Below are 21,891 nucleotides of genomic sequence, written 5' to 3' on the forward strand. Positions count from 1 at the left end.
AGGCTCCTCCGAGTCCAGGCATTGTCAGGAGCCACACCGCCCTATGTTTAAACGCTGTTTTTCGCCGCTCACCCTGGTTAATCAACTGGTGCTGATTGTGTTGCTGTCTACCGCTATAGGGGTGACCGGCATGGCGATCTCTGGCTGGCTGGTACAGGGCGTGCAAGGCAGTGCGCATGCGATAAACAAAGCCGGATCGTTGCGGATGCAGAGCTACCGGCTACTGGCGGCCGTACCGCTAGAAGAGAAAGATCAACCGCTACTCGACGAGATGGAGAAAACGGCCTTCAGCAAAGACCTGCAAAGAGCGGCACAACGCGACGGGCAACAAGCCCAGCTGCAGGCGCTGCAGGGTTACTGGCACGGCCAACTGGCACCGGGGCTTAAGCAGGCGCAAAGCGCAGACAGCGTGGCCGGCGATGTCGCGACCTTTGTCGGGCGCATCGACGCTCTGGTCACCGCCATCGATCTGAGTACGGAAAAACGCATTGAGCGGGTGGTATTCCTGCACCGGCTGATGACGGTATTTATGTGTTTGCTGCTGGTCTTTACCATCATCTGGCTGCGTGCAAAGTTGCTGCACCCCTGGCGGCAATTGCTGGCCATGGCGCGCGCCGTCACCGAGCGCGACTTTACTCGTCGCGCGAATATTAGCGGTCGTAACGAGATGGCGATGCTGGGCGATGCCCTGAATACCATGTCTGCTGAACTGGCAGAGAGCTATGCGGTGCTCGAACAGCGGGTACGCGAAAAGACCGCCGGTCTTGAACAAAAAAATGAGATCCTCTCTTTCCTCTGGCAGGCCAATCGCCGCCTGCACTCCCGGGTACCGCTGTGCGAACGTCTGTCGCCGGTACTGAATGGGTTACAGAATCTGACTTTGCTGCATGATATCGAACTGCGCGTCTACGACGTGGAGGATGAAGAGAATCATCAGGAGTTTACCTGCCAGTCGGACATGAGTTGCGACGAAATCGGCTGTCATCTCTGCCCGCGACATCTCCCTCCCCTGACCACCAGCGGCACCCCGCTTAAGTGGCGGCTGGCCGATAACCTCTATCAGTACGGGATCTTACTGGCGACGCTGCCCGCTGGCCGCCACCTCAGCCACGATCAGCAGCAACTAGTGGATACGCTGGTCGAGCAGCTGACGGCTACGCTGGCCCTCGACCGACATCAGGAGAAACAGCAGCAGCTTATCGTAATGGAAGAGCGCGCTACCATTGCGCGCGAACTGCACGACTCGATTGCCCAGTCGCTCTCCTGTATGAAGATGCAGGTGAGCTGCCTGCAGATGCAGGATGAGGGGTTGCCTGAGAGCAGCAAACAGCTGTTGAGCCAGATCCGCAACGAACTGAATACCTCCTGGGTACAGCTTCGCGAGCTGCTCACTACCTTCCGCCTGCAGCTGACTGAGCCAGGCCTGCGCCCGGCGCTGGAGGCCAGCTGCCAGGAGTATAGTGCCCGACTCGGTTTCCCGGTGCAGCTCGATTACCAGTTGCCGCCGCGCTTTGTCCCCTCCCATCAGGCGATCCATCTGCTGCAAATTGCCCGGGAAGCGTTAAGCAATGCGTTGAAACATTCCGGTGCCACGGCGGTGACGCTGACCGTGAGTCAACATGAAAATCAGGTTCGACTCCGGGTCCGCGACAACGGCTGCGGCCTGCCGGAAAATGCCGAAAGAAGTAACCACTACGGTTTAATCATTATGCGAGACCGTGCGCAGAGTCTGCGCGGGGATTGCCAGGTACGTCGGGTCGACACCGGCGGTACCGAAGTGGTGGTGACCTTTATTCCCGAAAAGCCCCATTTATCTTCTCAAGGAGAACATGATGACTAACCAGGAGCCAGCCACAATCCTGTTAATCGACGATCATCCGATGCTGCGCACCGGCGTGAAACAACTGATCAGCATGGCGCAGGACATTACGGTGGTCGGTGAGGCCAGCAATGGCGAGCAGGGTATTGAACTTGCCGATGCCCTCGATCCGGATCTGATCTTGCTCGATCTCAACATGCCGGGGATGAACGGTCTGGAGACGCTGGATAAGCTGCGTGAACGCTCGCTCTCAGGCCGGGTGGTGGTCTTTAGCGTCTCCAATCATGAAGAAGATGTCGTTACCGCGCTCAAGCGTGGTGCGGATGGTTATCTGCTGAAAGATATGGAGCCGGAAGATCTGCTTAAAGCGCTGCAGCAAGCTGCCGCCGGTGAAATGGTCCTGAGCGAGGCTCTCACCCCGGTGCTGGCCGCCAGCCTGCGCGCCAACCGCGCCACCTCGGATCGTGATGTCAGCCAGTTGACTCCGCGTGAGCGCGATATCCTGAAGCTGATTGCCCAGGGGTTGCCGAACAAAATGATTGCTCGTCGTCTGGATATCACCGAAAGCACGGTAAAAGTGCATGTAAAACATATGCTGAAAAAGATGAAGCTGAAATCCCGCGTTGAAGCGGCGGTATGGGTCCATCAGGAGCGTATTTTCTAATCACTCTTCCGGCAGCAAGTTCCAGCGCGGGTCATCTGCAGGCGCCGCCAGCAGCGGTTCCGTCAGCGCGAGCGTGATCTCATTGGAGGAGACACGCTGCCCCTTTTCATCTTCCACCACCACTGACAACCGCCAGCGGTTACTGGCCCCTTCGCTATCATCCCAGGCGGGCATAATGATGCTCCAGCCATCGCTGTCATTCGCGTTAGCCGGCGAGGTCAGACTCAGCGCCTGAGCATCTCCCTGCCAGTGCAATTGACGCACGCCGTGAGCACTGCGTATTTGCAATTTGAGCATCACCGTCTCGCCCGGTTTCAGATCCCAGGGGGGTGTAGCCAGCCAAACGGAGAGCGTCTTACGCTGGCGAAACTCCATCACCGGCAGGTTCTGGCGCTCAACCGGATCGTAGCGACTGCCGCGTAGCGATCGGCTCGCGGCGACTTCGCTGGCCGAGAGCTGTTTTTTTAGCGGTACGCCAAAGCGATAATTTACCTTCAGCCCAAGGTTGTTCTGACTGACGCCGCTCTCGCCCTGTTTATGGGCTGCGGTAAAGGTCAACAGCGGGATGGGGGTGTAATCCAGCCCCAGGTTCACCGCCAGCGGATTATGGTAGCCGGTACCGCTGTGAAACAGATCGACGTTATCGCCAAAATATTGTTCGAAGCTGACGCTGGTATTGAGGTGATGGTAGAACGGCAGCCAGGCTCTGGCGGTCACGTCGTACCCGCGCGCCATCCGCTGCTCCTCCAGCGCAGTGGCGTTGCGCCAGCTGGCCAGCGGGTGGTAGTAGTTGGCCGACAGCCGCAAATATTCACCCCACGCCTCGGCCCCTACGCCCGCACGCTGCAGGTTTTCATCCAGCAGATTGTCATAGAAGGTGTTGTAGCCCACCAGCCAGTTGCCGGCAATCCAACGCTGCCCCACCCCCGCATTACCGACCAGCCCGTCCTCCTGCTGGGTTAAACCCATCTGGCTATAGCTCAGGAAACGGTTGTTATCCTGCCAGGGGATAAACCAGCTACCGTGGCTGCCGGTGAAATTCCCCTCCTGATCTACCAGCAGATCAACGCTGGCGTTGCCCCAGGGCTGAAGCCAGGATTCGATTTGCTGATTGACCTGCTCGCTCACCACATCCCGCACCTGGCCGAAGGCAAACAGCCGGGCCTGCTCCTCGGTTGTCAGGCCGTTGTCGGTCATGCTGGCTTCACCAAAAGCTTTTGCCATCTCCGCCAGATGTTTCTCGCCCTCACCGGTAGGACGGGCGAGGCCGAGATCGGGTAAGCCATCGTTATTGTTATCGAAAGGATTCTGTGCCTGTTCAACGAAGGTGTTAGGCGCAGCAGTAACGCTTCCAGCGAGGGAAAGAAGGATCGGGATCAGGGTTCTGACGCGAGGTAACACAGCCATTAATGTCGTAAAGGGGGCCCTGTGAAAATCAAAAACACCCCCATACTTTAACGTTTTGTGACGCCTTTTGCAGCCTTAAGGGGAATTTTCAGGAATAACCTGACACTGCGCCAGCAGCCCTTTTAGCTCCGGAATACAGGAGCCGCAGTTGGTGCCACAGCGCAGTGCGGCGCCCAGGGCGATTGCCGATTCACATCCCCCGGCAATCGCCTGACGGATCGCCTCCTCTCCGACGCTAAAACAGCTGCAGACGATCCGCCCCTGCGCGGGACGCTCGTTCGCCCCCTGCCCGCTGAGCAGAGCATGCCGGGCATCCAGCGTCCGGGGCGGCTGGTCAAAGGCATCGCTAATGGCCTGATGCGCCAGTTCGGGGCGTTCGGTGCCGCTCCAGAACCCCAGCATCAGCGCGCCATTGTGCCAGGCCAGCAGGTTACTCTGCGTCCCGCTCTGGGCCACCTGCAGTTGCCAGCCGCGAGCGCTGCAGTGATTCATTAGCTCCTCCAGCAGCGGTCGGTCCGCGGCCAGCGTAAACCGCTGCACACCGGTTGCCGCTTTACGCCACCAGGTGACATAACCGGGCAGTTCCGGCGCCTCGCGGCTGTAGAGCTCCCCCTGCCACCCGGGCTGCCAGGGCATGACCCGAACCGCAGTCTGTTTGCACTCTGGCTGACCGGAGAGCGGATCGCGCCGCCCCTCCACCAGCGCGTTGACCTTCCCCTGACGGGCAAAAACGCTGTTCCAGTGCATGGGGGCGAAGAGCTCGCCGTCGCGCTGGGCCGTGCTGACGCGGATCCGGGCCACCATCACCCCGCGAGGGGAGCTGATGCGGGCCAGCCGATCGTCGTGCAGTCCCAGGCGTGCGGTATCGCTGACGCTTACCTCCACCGTCGGTTCGTCGCAGTGCTGCATTAATCTGGCTACGTAACCGGTGCGGGTCATGGTATGCCACTGATCGCGCACCCGCCCGCTGTTAAGAATGAAGGGGTACAGCGCGTCTGGCGTGGCGCCGTGCCGCTGCGGCGTAACCGCCACCATCTGGGCTCGTTGCAGGCGCGCCCTGTCCAGCGGCCACTGCCAGGGGGTGAGCGTATCCCACTGCTCCCGGCTCAGTTTTGCCAGCGCTCCCAGATTCAGCGCCCGCGTGCCCGGGTTTTCGAATGCGGTGAGTGCGGCATGTTCACAGAAGATTTCATGGGGATGTTGCCAGCTAAAGGCCGCGCCGTGCCCAAGCTGCTCTGCGATACGGGCGATAATCCACCAGTCGGGTTTCGCCTCGCCTGGGGCGGGCAAAAACGCCCGCTGGCGCGAGATACGCCGCTCGGAGTTGGTGACGGTGCCCTCCTTTTCGCCCCAGCCCAGCGCCGGAAAGCGTACATGGGCGAAACGGCTGGTGTCGGTGTCGCGCATCACCTCAGAGACGATCACCAGCGGACAGGCAGCCAGCGCCTGGCACACCGTGTGGCTATCGGGCAGCGACACCGCCGGATTGGTGCCCATGATCCAGACCGCCTTCACCTCACCCCGGGCGATGGCATCAAACAACTCTACCGCCATCAACCCCGGCGTTTGCGCCAGCCGCTCTGTACCCCAGAAGCGGGCCACCCGGCTAAGATCGTCCGGCTCAAAATTCATGTGTGCCGCCAGCTGGTTGGCCAGCCCGCCCACCTCGCGCCCCCCCATCGCATTTGGCTGTCCGGTCAGCGAAAAGGGGCCGCACCCTTCGCGATCGATTTTGCCGCTGGCGATATGGACGTTGATGATGGCATTGCATTTGTCGCTGCCGCTGGCGGACTGGTTAATGCCCATGGTGTAGAGCGTAATGGCCCGCGGGGCGGCGATAAACCACTGATAGAAGGTCTCCACGACCCTGGTGGGCAGTTCGCAGAAGGCCGCCACCCGGCTCACAGGCCAGTCGCGCGCTCGCTGTTGGGCCTCGCTATCGCCCGCGCCAAGCGCATTGAGCAAGCCGACAAAGAGGCCCGCGTCGCTGCCCGGCGCCAGTTTAATATGCAGGTCGGCGATATCGCAGGTGGCGGTACGACGGGGATCGATAACCACCACCTTCATCGCCGGATTCGCTGCGCGCGCCCGCACCAGACGTTGATAGAGCACCGGATGGGTCCAGGCGGCGTTCGAGCCTGCCAGCACCACCAGATCGCTGTTTTCGATGTCCTGATAACTGCACGGCACCATATCTTCCCCAAAGGCGCGCTTGTAGCCCACCACCGCTGACGACATGCAGAGTCGTGAGTTGGTGTCGATGTTGGCGGCGCCGATGAATCCCTTCATGAGCTTGTTTGCAGCGTAGTAGTCTTCCGTCAACAGCTGGCCCGAGGCATAAAACGCCACTGCCTGCGGGCCGAAGCGGTCAATAATTTCACGCAGCCGCTGGCCCGCCGCATCCAGCGCCCGGGGCCAGCTCACCGGCTGGTTATCCAGCTCCGGTTGCAATAACCGGCCTGCTAATCCCGTGGTCTCCCCGAGCGCAGAACCTTTGACGCACAGTCGCCCAAAGTTGGCCGGGTGCTGCTCATCGCCCCGCACGGTGACGGAACCCGCCTCAACGCGGGCCACTACGCCACAGCCTACGCCGCAGTAGGGACAGGTGGTTCGGGTTTCACTCATGAGGCCTCCGCGCGCATGAGCAGCGCTTCACTGCTGACCCATACCTGATTGCCTTCAATTTTAACCGGCCAGGCGCGTACGGCCTGCTCCCCGGTATCACACTGGCGGCCATCGCGCAGGCGAATGCGCGTTTTATAGAGTGGCGAAATCACCACCGGCTCGCCGCCCGCGTCGCCCAGAATACCGCGCGACAGCACATTGGCGCTGCTGCCCGGCTCCAGATCGTCCAGCGCATAGACCGCTTTGCCAAAGCGGAACAGCGCAATCTGTTGTTCCCCCAGTCGGGCGCCAATCCCGGCCTGCTCGGGGATCTCGTCAATTCCGCAGATCGCCTGCCAGCGTTTGTGCTGAACCGGTGCCGCCTCGTTAACCTGGCTGCGGAACAGCGCCAGACGGTGAGGATCGGCAAGTGTGGTTTGCCATTCGCACTGGTAGGTATCCACTACGCGCGCCATCTCTTGCTCCAGCTCCGCGGCAATACCGAGGCTGTCTTCTATGATCACCTCCCGGAGATATTCCAGCCCTCCTTCAAGGTTATCCATCCAGGTACTGGTACGCTGCAGACGATCGGCGGTGCGGATATAGAACATCAGGAAGCGATCCACCAGACGGATCAGGGTCGCGTCGTCAAGATCGCTGGCGAAGAGATCGGCATGGCGCGGCTTCATGCCGCCGTTACCGCACAGATAGAGATTCCAGCCCTTATCGGTAGCAATCACCCCTACGTCTTTGCTCTGGGCTTCAGCGCACTCGCGCGTACAGCCTGAGACGGCCATTTTGATTTTGTGCGGGGCCCGCAAACCTTTGTAGCGATTTTCCAGGGCGACGGCGAGGCCGGTGGAGTTCTGCACCCCGTAACGGCACCAGGTCGACCCCACGCAGGATTTGACGGTGCGCAGCGATTTACCGTAGGCATGCCCGGTTTCGAAGCCCGCCGCGACCAGTTCGCGCCAGATGTCCGGCAACTGATCCAGCCGGGCGCCAAAGAGATCGATACGCTGCCCACCGGTGATTTTGCTGTAGAGTTGATAACGTTTGGCGATCTGTCCGATGGCAATCAGCCCGTCCGCCGTCACCTCTCCGGCGGCCATCCGCGGCACCACCGAGTAGGTGCCATCTTTCTGAATATTGGCGAAGTAGCGATCGTTGGTGTCCTGCAGAGGCAGATGCGCCGGCTTCAGCAGGTATTCGTTCCAGCACGAGGCCAGCACCGATCCCACCAGCGGTTTACAGATTTCACACCCGTGGCCCCTGCCGTAGCGGCTAATCAGCTGATCAAAGGTATGAATCCGGTTGACGCGAACCAGGTGGTAGATCTCCTGGCGCGAGTAGGGGAAGTGTTCACAAATATCTTTTTTCACCTCCACACCCTGGGCCGCCAGTTGGTACTCCATCACCTGCTTCACCAGCGCGCTGCAGCCGCCGCAGCCGGTGGCCGCTTTGGTGCACTGCTTGATGGCCCCCATATCGCCCGCGCCGCTGCTGACCGCCTGGCAGATATCCCCTTTGCTGACGTTATGACAGGAACAGATTTGCGCGCTCTCCGGCAGAGCCGCCACGCCGAGGGCTTTCGGCGCGTTCCCGGCGCTGGCGGGCAGGATCAGGGTCTCCGGATCTTTCGGCAGCGCAATGCCGTTGAGCATCATCTGCACCAGGGTGGCGTACTCTGCTGCATCGCCTACCAGCACGCCCCCCAGCAGGGTTTTGTTGTCGGCGCTGACCACGATTTTTTTATAGATTTGCTGCGGGCCGTGCGTCCACTGATAGCACAGAGCGCCCGGCGTGCGACCGTGTGCATCGCCAAACGAGGCGACATCCACCCCCAGCAGCTTGAGCTTGGTGCTCATATCCGCCCCGGTAAAACCGCTCTCTTCACCGGCAAGGGTGGCGGCGGCTACGCGGGCCATCTGATAACCCGGGGCGACCAGCCCGTAGATCTTGCCCTCCCACAGGGCGCATTCACCAATCGCATAGATATCCTTATCCGGCGTACGGCACTGGTTATCAATGCAAATTCCGCCGCGTTCGCCGAGCTGAAGCCCGCTCGCCCGGGCCAGGGCGTCCTGGGGGCGGATCCCCGCCGAGAAGACCACCATATCGGTCGCCAGCTCGCCGCCGTCGGCAAAGCGCAGCAGCAGACCGGCCTGCGTCATGGCAATTTCGCTGGTCGCTTTGCTGGTGTGTACCCCTACCCCGAGGGCTTCGATTTTGCGTCGCAGCATAGCTGCCCCGTCGTTGTCGAGCTGCACCGCCATCAGATTGGGGGCAAATTCCACCACATGCGTTTCCAGCCCAAGCTGTTTCAGGGCGTTGGCGGCTTCGAGCCCCAGCAGCCCGCCGCCAATGACCACCCCGGTACGCGAATTTTTCGCCTGCGCGGCGATCTGGTCCAGATCGTCGAGGGTACGGTAGACAAAGCAGCCCGGCAGATCATGCCCCGGCACCGGCGGTACAAAGGGATAAGAGCCGGTCGCCAGGACCAGCTTGTCCCAGTGGGTTTCATGCCCCGAGGCAGACCGCACAACGCGCGCATCGCGATCGATCGCCACCACCTGCCGGGAAAGGCGCAGTTCGATCCCATGTTCGGCAAAGAAATCCCCCTCAACCATCGACAGAGAGTCGGCGCTGCGTCCGGCAAAATAGTCAGAAAGATGGACGCGGTCATAGGCGGCGTATCGCTCCTCGCCAAAGACTACAATCTGATATTGCTGGTGCAGATTGTGTTTTACGCACTCTTCCAGAAAATGGTGACCGACCATACCGTGCCCTACCACCACCAACGTTGGTTTTGTCATAGCGTTCTTTCCTGCAACCTGCGGCTGCGTTGTGAATCGATCGAACAGCCAGTCCGCCTGGGCGGGTTCTGACTGAGCCAGTAAGTCCGTGAAGGTTGCCGCGCTGCGGCACTCTCCCAGCAACAGCACGCCCGCAAGCCTGCCGTCGCGAATCAGTAATCGACGATAGTGCCGGGTCAGGGGATCCCAGCTGCTCCAGAGGGCATCCCCCTCTCCGGCTGCGACCTGACCGGCGCTGAAGAGCTCAATCCCTGTCACCTTCAGGCGCATCCCGCTTTCAGTGGCGGCAAAAGGTGCGCAATATTCCCCTGCCAGCCGCGCCGCCAGCACCTCCGCCTGCGCCAGACAAGGGGCGACCACTCCCCAGGTTTGGCCGTCCAGCTCGCAACATTCGCCAATGGCGCTAACGCCCTCAATGGCGCTCTGCATCTGCTGGTTCACCAGGATGCCGCGTCCGCACGGGACCCCGCTCTCCTGGGCCAGTGCGATACGGGGTTTCACTCCCGTCGCCAGTAGCACGCGGGTGGCACAGAGTTCTCGCCCGGTGCTGAGCGTGACGTGCTGGGGGTGGATCTCGCGGATGGCGCACTCCAGCTCGCTGTGAATACCGCGCTCGCTCAGGGCCTCTTCCAGCAAGGCTCCGGCCTGCTGATCCAGCTGCTGATCCATCAGCCAGGGGCCGCGATGTATCAAAGTGACGTTGTCACAGATTCGTTTCAACGCCGCAGCGGCTTCAACGCCGAGCACCCCGCCGCCCAGCACCACCGCAGGGCCAAGGGTCGAGAGAATGGCTTCAACATCGGCCTGGGTACGAAAGGTAAAAACATGTGGCTGGTGACTGCCCGGGATCGGCGGCACGACGGGCTGCGAGCCGGTGGCGAATACAAGTTCATCCCACGCCAGGCTACGCGCATCGGTATGAAGTAAACGGGCCGCGATATCGACCCGAACCACCTGCTCGCCGTTAATGACCTCGACCCCGCGCTGTTGATACCAGTCGTCATCGTGATAACCGATGTCGGCAAACGCCTTCTCGCCCCCCAGTAGGGGTGAAAGCTGAATGCGGTTATAGGCGTGACACGGCTCATCGCCGATCGCGGTGATAGCAAAGCGACCTGGAGCACGGGCTGTCAGTGCCTCAATCAGTCGCGTTGCCGCCATGCCGTTGCCGATGATGACCAGTCGCATAGAGACTCCTCAGGCCGCTTTCGGCTGTTTTTCGTAGAGGAAGTGCAGGATCTGCTGACGCATGTGGTGATACCGGCTATCGTCCGCCAGCTGCACCCGGTTGCGCGGACGCGGCAGGTCGACGCGCAGGATCTCTCCCACCGTCGCCGCCGGGCCGTTGGTCATCATCAGCACCCGGTCCGAGAGCAGCACCGCCTCGTCGACGTCGTGAGTAATCAACACAATAGTGGTGTTAAGCGCCTGCTGAATGTTCATCACGGAGTCCTGCAGATGGGCACGGGTCAGGGCATCAAGCGCGCCGAACGGCTCATCCATTAGCAGGACTTTTGGCTTCATGGCCAGCGCCCGGGCGATGCCGACACGCTGCTTCATACCGCCCGAGATATCCCCCGGGCGCTTGTGCAGGGCGTGCCCCATCTGCACGCGGTCGAGATTGTGCTCAATCCACTCTTTACGCTCAGCCTTGCTCATGGTGCGGCGAAAGACCTGATCCACCGCCAGCGCCACGTTGTCGAAGCAGGTGAGCCACGGCAGCAGGGAGTGATTCTGGAAGACCACCGCCCGCTCCGGCCCCGGCCCGGCAATTTCGCGGTTATCGCAAATCAGTCCTCCTTCGGTGGGCAACGTAATCCCGGCAATCAGATTTAGCAGCGTCGATTTCCCGCAGCCGGAGTGGCCAATCAGGCTGACGGTTTCCCCTTCGTGGATATCGAACGAGACATTCTGCAGCGCCAGAAACTCGCCGCTGGCGGTGGAAAAACGCTGGCTAACGGCCTGGACCTGAATTAATGGTTTCATGTGCGCTCCTTATTTATCCTGCCAGCTGAAGCGGCGTGCGATGAGCATTAGCCCCTGCTCCAGCAGTAACCCGACCACGCCGATAATGACGATGGCGATGAGAATGTTTTCAACGTTGAGGTTGTTCCACTCGTTCCAGATCCAGAAGCCGATACCCAGTCCGCCGGTTAGCATCTCGGCGGCGACAATCACCAGCCAGGCAATACCAATTGAGAGGCGCACCCCGGTGAGTACCGCAGGCAATACGGCGGGGAAGAGAATGCGGCGCATCACGGTCCACTCGGAGAGTTGCAGCACCCGCGCCACGTTGAGGTAGTCCTCCGGTATGCGGCGTACCCCCTCGGCGGTGTTGATCACCATCGGCCAGATAGAGCAGATAAAAATGGTCCAGCTGGAGGCCGGTTCGGCTTTCTGGAATAGCAGCAGACCAATCGGCAGCCAGGCCAGCGGACTGACCGGGCGCAGCAGCGCGACAAGCGGGGTGAACATGCGTGAGAAGAAGACAAAACGGCCAATCAGGAAGCCAAGAGGGATCCCCACCAGCGCGGCGAGGCCGAAACCCACCGCCACGCGCTGCAGCGAGGCCAGCACATTCCAGCCGATACCCATGTCGTTTGGCCCGTCACGATAGAACGGATCTGCAAACAGGGTTCGCGCCGACTCCAGAGTGCTGAGCGGCGTAGGGAAACCTTTACTGTTGATGGCGGCCAGCTGCCAGCAGAGCACCAGCAACCCAAGGCCCAGTGCGGCCGGGATAAGCTGTTGTAAAAAACCGTTCATTCGGCGGGCAAATGCCGGGGCGCGCCGACGCACCTGAACCGGCGGCAGCGTAATGACTTCCCCGATGACGGGCGTCTCCACCGCCGCTTTGGTGTTTTGCAGATGTTTCATATCAGGCCTCCGTACGGTGAATGGCAAAATTGCGGGCATAGGCTTTAGGATCGGTTCCGTTCCAGACGGTGCCGTCCATCAGGGTGCTGCTGCGCATGGGTGAAGTGGGTGCGGTGATCCCGCCGACCGCCGTGGCGGCCTCCTGCCAGATATCGGTGCGATTGATGCGGCTGGCGAGAGCGGCATAGTCCGGGTCGCTTTTCAACAACCCCCAACGGCGGAACTGGGTCAAAAACCACATGCCATCGGAGTGCCAGGGATAGCTGACTGCCCCCTCGTCAAAAAAGCGGATCGGATGACTGTCCTGCCAGCGGTCGCCAAGGCCGTTGTCGTACGCCCCCAACATTCGGCCCGTGAGATACTGCTCTTTCGTATTGAGCCAGGCCCGGCGGGCAAGAATTTGCGCGGTTTCGCGTTTATTCTCCGGCGAGGCGTCGATCCAGCGTTGCGCCTCCATTACGGCAGAGACCAGCGCCCGGGCGGTATTGGGGTGCTGCGCTACCCATGCGCTGCGGGTACCAAGAATTTTTTCAGGGTGATCCGGCCAGATCGCCTGGCTGGTGGCGGCGGTAAAACCAATTCGATCGTTGATGGCGCGGGCGTTCCACGGCTCGCCGACGCAAAAGCCCACCATGTTGCCGATGCGCATGTTCATCACCATCTGCGGCGGCGGCACCACCACGGTGCGCACATCGTCAAAGGGGTTAATTCCCGCGCTTGCCAGCCAGTAGTAGAGCCACATGGCATGCGTGCCGGTGGGAAAGGTATGGGCGAAGGTGTAGGTTCCCGGCGCCTGCTGAGAGACCTGCTTGTGCAGCCCTTCGGCATCCCGTATCCCCTGCTCCGCCAGATCCATCGACAGGGTAATAGCCTGGCCGTTCTGGTTCAGGGTCATCAGGTTCGCCATCGGCGTGGCCTTACCGGCAATCCCCAGCTCCAGGCCATACAGCAGGCCATAGAGAATGTGGGCCGCGTCCAGCTCGCCCGCGACCAGCTTGTCTCGCACCGCCGCCCAGCTCGCCTCTTTGGTGGGCACGATGGTGATCCCATATTTTTTATCGAACCCTTTGAGGGCCGCGATAGCCACCGGGGCGCAGTCCGTCAGCGGAATAAATCCGACGCGTACGGTTTCCAGTTCTGGCTTATCTGAGCCTGCAGCCCAGGCCGCCTGCATGATGCCGGGTAACATCATTGCCCCGCCTGCCAGCGCGCTGGCCTGTAAAAATCGCCGTCTCGTCCACTCCACCATGCCCACTCCTGAAAAAAAGCCAAAAAAAAAGCGTCCGACAGTGCCGAAGCACTGCAGGACGCCTTTATCCCGAAGACTGACGCGCCGCCGTTGGCGCGTCGTCGAAAAATGGTTAATGAGTTAATGCAAAGGTGATGCCAGCTTTTAACGGCTTCATTTCCGGGCTTTTTCACGCCAGGCGGCAGCAAAACGCACCCCAACCATGCAGCAAATGCCCACAGACCGTGCAACTACTCCTTTGGTGTTACCTGCCAGAGTGCCTTAACGGTGAGCAGCGCCCGGGCGATATCCACCATGCGCTGGTTCTTGTCCATCGCCATCTTACGCAGCTGACACCAGGCTTGATCTTCGCTCATCTGCTGATGAGTCATCAGCACGCTTTTGGCTTTATCGATGATCTTGCGCTCCTCCAGGGTGTCGCGCATCGATGCCAGCTGCTGCGATAGTTGCTCAATCTCGCGCGCCTGCTGGCGAACCAGCGGTAAGAGTGGCTGAACAGGATAGTGGCCGAGGGGCTCACCGACCGCCGCAGCTTCCGGCGGGTAGTCGTCGGCGTGGGTAATCAGCCGATCGACGGCAATCATCAGATCGGCAATGAGCAGCTCTTCCTGGCTGCGCAGGTGTTCCAGCCGCTCGGTCAGCAGTGAAAACCAGTGCAGCGCCAGCACGCCGTTGTCCGCAGCAGGCTGTCGGGTGCAGGCCAGACGACGCAGCTGTTCCGCCTCCGCGCCGGGGGTGCTTAAGGTGAAATGCTCCTGCAACTGCTGAGGGGTAAGTGAGAGAAAAACGTCAAAGCAGGCCTGCTGGCCGTCGATGCGGTCCACCAGCGTCTGACGCATCTCGTCGCTGAAGAAGCCCTGCGTAAAGCCGATGGCCCCCAGCGCCCGCTCCTGCCCGACCAGCTCTTTGCCCTGCATCAGACTATAAAGGGCAACAAAACGGCCCGCGATTTGCGGATCGTCAATGCTATCATTGAGTTGCGGCACGATACTGAGCAGGTGGCGCAGCGTGCGGCTATAGTGCTCCATGGCGCGGTCAGCCGCCAGGGTGCGGGCCATAATCTGTTCGCGCAGAGTGGGCAACTGTTCAAGATGATGCAGGGCATGGGCCACGCGCTCACAGAGCGCGGCGCTGGCCATCAGCGGTGAGCCCAGCGCCTGCTGTAAAGCGAGCAGCTGTTCATCCACCAGCGCGCGGCTGGCTTTACACTCCGGGGCATACAGCGCACCCTGTGAACAGAGCCAAATATTCGAGGCGCCGCGTTCGCACTGGAGCATATGCGCCAGATGGCTAATGCGGCTGACCAGCGTACCCAGCTGTGCCAGTTTGCAGAGCTGCTGTTTACGCATCAATTTTGCGTGCTGTAACCATTCGGTGGCGCCGGGTGGACTGCCCGTTATTTTCATCATGCTTACTCTCCCGGGTCGTTGGTATCAGGATCAGTAAGCAATAACCGTGCCTTATCATTTAACAGGAGAAAATATGCAGAAGATTGTGATTATCGCCAACGGGGCGGCCTACGGAAGTGAATCCCTGTTCAACAGCCTGCGTCTGGCCATCGCCCTGCGTGAACAGGACAACGCGCCGGAATTGAAACTGTTTTTAATGTCTGATGCGGTCACGGCAGGGCTGCGCGGCCAGAAGCCTGCGGAGGGGTATAACATTCAGCAAATGCTGGAGATCCTGACGGCGCAAAATGTGCCGGTTAAACTCTGCAAAACTTGCACCGATGGGCGTGGCATCACGGCGTTACCGCTGATTGACGGCGTGGAGATCGGGACGCTGGTTGAGTTGGCGCAGTGGACTCTGTCCGCCGATAAAGTATTAACTTTCTAATAATAACCTTCAGTAGATATATTTTTCTTATGGACGCGGTTGCAGCATCAAGTTTGCCTCTGGGTTGCCGATAGGCTCTTTACAATCACTCAGAAGGTATTTCACTTATGTTCAGGTCAATTCGCGCACGCATTATCGCGGCGGCAGTCGGGTGTCTGTTCGTCGCGTTACTTCTTAACACCGTAATCAACTACCAGGTCACCCGCCTGGATAACCTGCAAACACAGCGCGATATGCTCGCCAGCAGCGGCTCTAGTCATAGCCTCGCCATTGGCGACTGGGTTGCGACCAAAATGACCGCGATTACCTCCCTGCAAAGCGTGGCCCTGACCGAAGATCCAGTACCGGTCTTCAAACAGCTGGCGCAGGCAGCGGGTTTTAGTAACGTCTATGTGGGCTATGCGACGAAAACCGCGAAATTTTCTGACCCGACCGGCGTGCCCGCCGATTACGACCCCACCGTACGCCCGTGGTATCAGCAGGTGCTGAACGCCGACGCACCGGCGGTAACGGCCCCCTACGTCGATGCAGGCACTGGTAAACTGGTGGTCACCTTCGCAGTACCGGTTAAAGAGAACGGGACGCTGAAAGCCGTCGTGGCGGGGGATGTGGTGATGGACAGCGTGGTGGCGAACGTGCGCGAGATCCATCCCACGCCGGCCAGCAGCGGCCTGCTGGTCAACAGCGATGGCAGCGTCATTGCCGCCAGCGATCCGGCTCTGACGCTGAAACCCTTTGCAGAAGCCATCAGCGGTGCCGACCTCAATGCCCTGAAAAAAGGGGACACCTCTACCGGCCTGCTGAAAGGTGCCGAGAAGAACTTTGCCGCCACGCCGATCCCGGGTACCCAGTGGATGCTGGTGGTGGCTTTGGATCAGCACGATGCCACCAGCGGTATGCGCTCGATGCTGAAAGCCTCCGCCCTGTCGCTGGTGATTTTGATCCTGCTCGCCGGCGCGGTAGTGCACGTCACCATTGCCCGCCTGCTTAAACGCCTGTCGGAAATTCGCGACGCCATGCACGCCATCGCCAACGGCACCAACGATCTCTCCCAGCGCCTGCCAGAGCAAGGCCAGGACGAAGTGGCCGAGATTGCCCACGCCTTTAACGCCTTTAGCGACAAGCTGTCGGTGGTGATGGCCCAGCTGCGCGACGCCAGCGCGTCGGTGAAAACCGCCGCCCAGGAGATTGCCGCCGGGAACCATGACCTTTCTGGCCGCACCGAGCAGGCGGCTTCAAGCCTGCGTGAAACCGCCAGCGCTGTCGAGCAGATCACCGCCTCGGTGGCGCAGTCGACGGAGTCGGCGGTACAAGCAAACGATCAGGCCTCCCGTGCCACCGAAGCCGCCTCGCGCGGTGGCAATGTGGTGTCTCAGGCGATCACCACCATGCAGTCTATTGAGAGCGCCTCGGCCAAAATCGGGGATATCACCAGCGTCATCGACGGTATTGCCTTCCAGACCAATATTCTGGCGCTGAATGCCTCGGTGGAAGCGGCGCGCGCCGGTGAGCAAGGGCGTGGGTTTGCTGTGGTGGCGGGCGAAGTGCGTAATCTGGCCAGCCGCAGCGCCCAGGCGGCGAAAGAGATCAAATCCCTGATCGACTCAACCACCCAGAGTGTGGCTACCGGCTCGCGTTATGTGCACCTGGCGGGTGAGAGCATGCAGGAGATCGTGGCCAGTATCGGCAGTGTGTCCGGCATCATGCACCAGATCACCGTCGCCACTCACGAGCAGATGAAAGGGATTCAGGAGATTAACCACGCGGTGAATCATCTTGACCGGATGGTGCAGCAGAACGCCGAGCTGGTTGTACAATCTGCCGCAGCCGCCAGCGCACTGCAGGGCCAGGCGGGCGAACTGGCTGAAACGGCCGGGCATTTCCGCATTTAATCTTAATCTGACGCGCATTCACCGTGAAAATGCGCGTCAGTGAAGCCCTTTCAGAAAGATTGTCATTTTTGTTTAAGGCTTATTCTTTTTTTTGATCAAAATCAGCACTCCAACCCCACCCCTTTGGTGTTATGCAGCGAGTGGATTGTGAACAACATCACGCTCAGGATTAACCGCAGGGAGCGCGTTTTTTTCGCATAACGGGGTAAAAAATGGCACTGGTGAAAACAAGTTTAAAACTCTTTGGTGGGGATACGGTGGTGGTGCGCTGCTCAGAGCGTTGTCATATCCATCTGATGAACTGCAAGGCGCCGCAGAAAACGCAGGCAGATATACTCAGCGTACAAAACCGGGATAATGCCTGGCTGACGGTGCCCTATACCGGCACCTGGGAGGTGTTAATCGATAGCCATAGCCAGTCGCTGGAGCATTCGATTAGTTTTGTGGCTGCTTAAAACGAAAACGCCCGGCTTCCCGGGCGTTTTTTCAGGCGTAGCCGGGGCGCAGATGGCTCTCCGGCGGGGTACAGTCCAGTAATGCACGCACCTTCATTACCAACTCATTCAGACACTCATCCTGCATTCCCAGACGCGTCAGCTCCTGGTCGAGTGAGAAGAGATATTGTGCGTTAGTGCCCAGCGGCCCGCTGGCGGCGGCGATCAATGGGGCGATAACCTGCGTGCGGGTATCAGATTCATACAGAGGATGACGCGGATCCATGATGAACACCAGCGCGTTAACGGTACGACCATCGTCGAGTTCCAGTTTGCACCAACTCGGCATATAGCAGCCGGTGATCATCTCGCGTTTCCACAGCAGCGTCAGCTCCTCTTCAAGAGCGGTATCGGGTAGACGGTAGGCCACCCCCGTGGTGCGTCCGCCCTCTTTCAGTGCAAGCATGCGTCCCGGCTGACAGGCGCTGCCGCGTCCTGCCGTCAGGCGCAGACAGAACGCACGGTGCCAGCCCGGTAGCGTACCGGTGGCCGACTCGACAAATTCCAGCGCCGGGTTCCACATTAACGAACCATAGCCGAAGATCCAGACCGGACCCGCGTCCGGACGGCAGGCCAGCGTGGCCGCAAGCGACGCGGCACGCTGTTCAGCCGACCAGAGAAGCGACTCTTCAATCGCACCGAAGGCCGTTTTGCAATCGGCCTTCATTAAGAAATCTCGCGTTAACACATTGCACCTCCGCCACTGCATGCCTCCTTGCGACAACTTTTTTTGAACCATCCAGGTCTTTTTACTGCTCATTTAGAAAGCAGTTCCAGTGACGATATGCAATTCCCTCGCCGCTTGCAACCCGGCGCTAGATTAATCGCCTTATTCGTCAAAGTTTGCAGTGTTGCGGTGTGATAGCGCTCACGCCTGACGCGCGTTTAGCGCTTTTTATGCCACTTATCGTCCTCTCCCTTCTCGTAATCCTGTTTGACGGCGGCCCAGGCGACCTTATGCGCCGTCTCCTCCCGGCTGTCATCACCCCGGCGATCATCCTTATCTTTATATTGATCCCAGGCGCTATTGAAGGCCTCTTTATAAATATCCTGCGCATGGGCAGGAAGCACATGCTGAACGCTATCGGGTAAATCGCTTTTTGATTTATAGGGCATTGTGAACCTCTCTTTTTCTGAACTTATTAAGTGTGGTAGACAACGCCAAATGGCGCCAGAAAAAGAAAGTAACTGTTCGAAAACGATTTATAATTAATTGTTATTCATTATTTATTTAGAAAAGATGCTGAATAATAGCTTCTTTGCTCTAAATATCTTAAAAACCGTAAAATCAAGTAAAGCATCATCAGAAATTGACTGAATTCTGTTAACTTATTGACCTTCAGTTTCTATCTATAATTACAAGCACCTGCATTGATGGAGAAACACATGACAACCACACATGAGGCGGTTAAGACCCGCCACAAGGAGACGTCACTCATTTTCCCGGTGCTGGCACTGGCTGTGCTGTACTTCTGGGGAAGCACACAGTCACTGCCAGTGGTCATCGGCATTAATATCCTGGCGCTGGTGGGGATCCTTTCTAGCGCATTCAGCGTGGTGCGCCATGCGGATGTTCTGGCCCACCGTCTCGGCGAACCTTACGGCTCGCTCATTTTAAGCCTTTCCGTTGTTATTCTGGAAGTTAGCCTGATTTCCGCGCTGATGGCGACGGGCGACGCCGCGCCGACATTAATGCGCGATACGCTCTATTCCATCATCATGATTGTGACCGGCGGCCTGGTGGGCTTTTCGCTGCTGCTGGGTGGGCGCAAATTTGCCACCCAGTATATGAACCTGTTCGGAATCAAACAGTATCTGATCGCCCTCTTCCCGCTGGCGATTATTGTGCTGGTCTTTCCGATGGCGTTACCGGGCGGCAACTTCACCACCGGACAAGCCCTGCTGGTGGCGCTGATCTCGGCGGCCATGTATGGCGTGTTCCTGCTTATTCAGACCAAAACGCACCAGAGTCTGTTCGTCTATGAACATGAAGATGACGGCGATGATCCGCACCACGGTAAGCCTTCCGCCCACAGTAGCCTGTGGCATGCCGTCTGGCTGGTCGTGCACCTGATTGCCGTGATTGCTGTGACCAAAATGAATGCCAATCCGCTGGAGGCGCTGCTCACTGAGCTGAACGCGCCGGTGGCCTTCACTGGCTTCCTGGTGGCGCTGTTGATTCTCTCGCCGGAAGGGCTGGGTGCGCTGAAAGCGGTATTGAATAACCAGGTGCAGCGCGCCATGAACCTCTTCTTCGGTTCAGTGCTCGCCACCATCTCCCTGACGGTACCCGTGGTGACCCTGATTGCCTTTATCACCGGCAATGAGCTGCAGTTCGCTCTGGGCGCACCAGAGATGATCGTAATGGTCGCCTCGCTGCTGCTGTGCCAGATTTCCTTCTCTACCGGGCGTACCAACGTGCTGAACGGTGCCGCGCATATGGCCCTGTTTGCCGCCTACCTGATGACGATATTCGCCTGAGTGCGTATCTGGCTTCAGGCCAAAAAAAACCCGCCGAGGCGGGTTTTTTTATTAGTTGCTGGTATCCAGCTCTTCAAAGTTCTTGACCAGATCGTCAATCGCTTTGATCTGTTTCAGGAATGGCTCCAGCTTATCCAACGGCAGCGCGGACGGGCCGTCGCATTTTGCGTTGGCTGGATCCGGGTGCGCTTCGATAAACAGACCGGCCAGACCGGTTGCCATCCCGGCGCGCGCCAGTTCAGTCACCTGGGCGCGACGGCCGCCAGAGGCGGCACCAAACGGGTCGCGGCACTGCAGCGCGTGGGTGACGTCAAAGATCACCGGCGACTGGTTAGAGACGTTCTTCATGACGCCAAAGCCCAGCATATCGACAACCAGGTTGTCATAACCGAAGTTCGCCCCACGGTCACACAGAATAACCTTGTCGTTACCGCCTTCGATGAACTTATCGACGATATTCCCCATCTGACCAGGGCTTACGAACTGCGGCTTCTTCACGTTAATCACGGCGCCGGTCTTCGCCATCGCTTCGACCAGGTCGGTCTGACGGGCAAGGAATGCAGGCAGCTGAATGACGTCAACCACGTCTGCGACTGGCTGCGCCTGTGCGGATTCGTGTACGTCGGTAATGATCTTCACGCCGAAAGTCTGCTTCAGCTCCTGGAAAATTTTCATCCCCTCTTCCAGGCCCGGGCCACGGTAAGAGTGAATAGAGGAGCGGTTGGCTTTATCAAAAGAGGCTTTGAACACATACGGGATGCCCAGCTTCTGGGTCACGGTTACGTAGTGTTCGCAGATACGCATGGCGAGGTCACGAGACTCCAGAACGTTCATGCCGCCGAACAGCACGAACGGCAGGTCGTTCGCTACATTAATGTCGCCAATGCTAACCACTTTTTGTTTCATAGGATTGCCTTATTCAAAGGTGAATCGGAATTATGATTAATGCAGTGTAATCGGTTTGTGCGCGATGGAGTTGATCTGCGCGCGAATCATCTCGCTGATCGGATCTTCCGGGCACTGTTCCACGAAATAGCTCAGATCGTTCAGCGCGACGTGGTCGCACTCCAGTTGAACGTAAATCAGGCCACGATCGCGGATTTCATAAGGGTCTTCCGGATTGAACTGTAACAGCACTTCACTGGCCCGTAAGGCCAGCTCCATCTGCCGCTCTTCCATCAGTGCGGACTTGAGGGTATCCAGCAATTTGCGGATCACCTCGGCGTTGTCGGCTTCGTCCAGATCTTCATTGAACAGCTCAGCCACCGGGCTGATGTTCCCCTTTAACCAGACGTCGAGGGTGTGCTCGTTAAGCGTCTCGCCGTTAAAGGGATTGATTAACCACATTTCGCCGTCCAGCCACTCGCCGCGCAGGATCATCTGCGTCGGGAAAATGACCGGCACCAGTGGAATATCCAGACGGTGGGCCACCCAAAGGAAAATGGCCCCCAGCGACACCGCGCTTCCCTGGCGGTGTTTCAGAACCTGGTCCAGCCACAGGGCATCCGACAGACGATAAACGCCACGTTTATCGCCGAATCCCCATTCGCCATAGAAAAGCGAAATCAGCTTTTCCAGTTGCCACTCCTGTGGACGTGCTTCGCTAATTTCTTCACGCGCCAGGCTGGCGAGATGTTCCAGTTCATCGTAGACATACTGCGCGTTGAAATCATCGCGGATTATCTCGGATATCTGGACCATTCCATCGCACAACGGCACTTTGTTAAATTCGAAATCGGCTAAGGACTTCAT

17 protein-coding genes are annotated in these 21,891 nt (G+C 59.1%); 6 read left to right on the forward strand and 11 right to left on the reverse strand.

Annotated features, from left to right (window positions below; translation table 11 throughout):
* Window positions 1-43 precede the first annotated feature (43 nt).
* Together narX and narL are read left to right on the forward strand one after the other, a co-directional pair.
* Entirely contained in the window at window positions 44-1,840 is a 1,797-nt protein-coding gene (gene narX / locus JZ655_RS11945) for a nitrate/nitrite two-component system sensor histidine kinase NarX (RefSeq protein WP_040075255.1), read from the forward strand.
* Window positions 1,833-2,483 (forward strand): two-component system response regulator NarL, encoded by a 651-nt coding sequence (gene narL / locus JZ655_RS11950; protein ID WP_040075254.1) that lies wholly within the window; start codon window positions 1,833-1,835, stop codon window positions 2,481-2,483. The genes narX and narL overlap by 8 nt, the downstream gene beginning before the upstream one ends.
* Here narL and JZ655_RS11955 read toward each other — a convergent pair whose 3' ends face one another.
* From JZ655_RS11955 to nasR, 7 genes are all read right to left on the reverse strand, one after another.
* The gene (locus JZ655_RS11955; protein ID WP_207291879.1) at window positions 2,484-3,890 is read right to left on the reverse strand and encodes a YchO/YchP family invasin; all 1,407 of its coding nucleotides are present in this window, start codon (window positions 3,888-3,890) and stop codon (window positions 2,484-2,486) included.
* Between the two features lie 75 nt (window positions 3,891-3,965).
* Window positions 3,966-6,515 (reverse strand): nitrate reductase, encoded by a 2,550-nt coding sequence (locus JZ655_RS11960; protein ID WP_207291880.1) that lies wholly within the window; start codon window positions 6,513-6,515, stop codon window positions 3,966-3,968.
* Window positions 6,512-10,498, reverse strand: coding sequence for a nitrite reductase large subunit NirB (gene nirB / locus JZ655_RS11965; RefSeq protein WP_207291881.1), 3,987 nt, complete (start codon window positions 10,496-10,498; stop codon window positions 6,512-6,514). The genes JZ655_RS11960 and nirB overlap by 4 nt, the downstream gene beginning before the upstream one ends.
* Before the next feature lie 9 nt (window positions 10,499-10,507).
* Complete coding sequence (locus tag JZ655_RS11970; protein ID WP_207291882.1) at window positions 10,508-11,296, reverse strand: ABC transporter ATP-binding protein; 789 nt, start codon at window positions 11,294-11,296, stop codon at window positions 10,508-10,510.
* 9 nt (window positions 11,297-11,305) lie between these two features.
* Window positions 11,306-12,187, reverse strand: a complete 882-nt coding sequence (gene ntrB, locus JZ655_RS11975; RefSeq protein ID WP_207291883.1) for a nitrate ABC transporter permease — start codon at window positions 12,185-12,187, stop codon at window positions 11,306-11,308.
* A gap of 1 nt (window position 12,188) precedes the next feature.
* Entirely contained in the window at window positions 12,189-13,436 is a 1,248-nt protein-coding gene (locus JZ655_RS11980) for a CmpA/NrtA family ABC transporter substrate-binding protein (RefSeq protein ID WP_207291884.1), read from the reverse strand.
* Between the two features lie 230 nt (window positions 13,437-13,666).
* On the reverse strand, window positions 13,667-14,845 hold the full coding sequence (nasR, locus tag JZ655_RS11985; protein ID WP_207291885.1) for a nitrate regulatory protein NasR: 1,179 nt from the start codon (window positions 14,843-14,845) through the stop codon (window positions 13,667-13,669).
* A 73-nt stretch (window positions 14,846-14,918) separates the two neighbouring features.
* Here nasR and JZ655_RS11990 point away from each other — a divergent pair, with 73 nt between their 5' ends.
* From JZ655_RS11990 to JZ655_RS12000, 3 genes are all read left to right on the forward strand, one after another.
* On the forward strand, window positions 14,919-15,272 hold the full coding sequence (locus tag JZ655_RS11990; RefSeq protein WP_040075245.1) for a DsrE/DsrF/TusD sulfur relay family protein: 354 nt from the start codon (window positions 14,919-14,921) through the stop codon (window positions 15,270-15,272).
* Between the two features lie 107 nt (window positions 15,273-15,379).
* Window positions 15,380-17,164, forward strand: a complete 1,785-nt coding sequence (locus JZ655_RS11995) for a methyl-accepting chemotaxis protein (RefSeq protein ID WP_207291886.1) — start codon at window positions 15,380-15,382, stop codon at window positions 17,162-17,164.
* A gap of 212 nt (window positions 17,165-17,376) precedes the next feature.
* On the forward strand, window positions 17,377-17,619 hold the full coding sequence (locus tag JZ655_RS12000; RefSeq protein ID WP_207291887.1) for a DUF1883 domain-containing protein: 243 nt from the start codon (window positions 17,377-17,379) through the stop codon (window positions 17,617-17,619).
* Window positions 17,620-17,650: 31 nt separating this feature from the next.
* Here the strand turns inward: JZ655_RS12000 and JZ655_RS12005 are convergent, their stop codons facing one another.
* On the reverse strand, window positions 17,651-18,346 hold the full coding sequence (locus tag JZ655_RS12005; protein WP_207291888.1) for a gamma-glutamylcyclotransferase: 696 nt from the start codon (window positions 18,344-18,346) through the stop codon (window positions 17,651-17,653).
* A gap of 197 nt (window positions 18,347-18,543) precedes the next feature.
* The gene (gene chaB, locus JZ655_RS12010) at window positions 18,544-18,774 is read right to left on the reverse strand and encodes a putative cation transport regulator ChaB (protein WP_207291889.1); all 231 of its coding nucleotides are present in this window, start codon (window positions 18,772-18,774) and stop codon (window positions 18,544-18,546) included.
* Between the two features lie 270 nt (window positions 18,775-19,044).
* Here chaB and chaA point away from each other — a divergent pair, with 270 nt between their 5' ends.
* The gene (gene chaA, locus JZ655_RS12015; protein ID WP_207291890.1) at window positions 19,045-20,139 is read left to right on the forward strand and encodes a sodium-potassium/proton antiporter ChaA; all 1,095 of its coding nucleotides are present in this window, start codon (window positions 19,045-19,047) and stop codon (window positions 20,137-20,139) included.
* A 51-nt stretch (window positions 20,140-20,190) separates the two neighbouring features.
* Here the strand turns inward: chaA and kdsA are convergent, their stop codons facing one another.
* Both kdsA and sirB1 read right to left on the reverse strand, forming a co-directional pair.
* Window positions 20,191-21,045, reverse strand: coding sequence for a 3-deoxy-8-phosphooctulonate synthase (kdsA, locus tag JZ655_RS12020; RefSeq protein ID WP_040075238.1), 855 nt, complete (start codon window positions 21,043-21,045; stop codon window positions 20,191-20,193).
* Window positions 21,046-21,081: 36 nt separating this feature from the next.
* Complete coding sequence (gene sirB1 / locus JZ655_RS12025) at window positions 21,082-21,891, reverse strand: invasion regulator SirB1 (RefSeq protein ID WP_040075237.1); 810 nt, start codon at window positions 21,889-21,891, stop codon at window positions 21,082-21,084.

The organism is Leclercia pneumoniae (genome assembly GCF_017348915.1).
Lineage (GTDB): Bacteria > Pseudomonadota > Gammaproteobacteria > Enterobacterales > Enterobacteriaceae > Enterobacter > Enterobacter pneumoniae.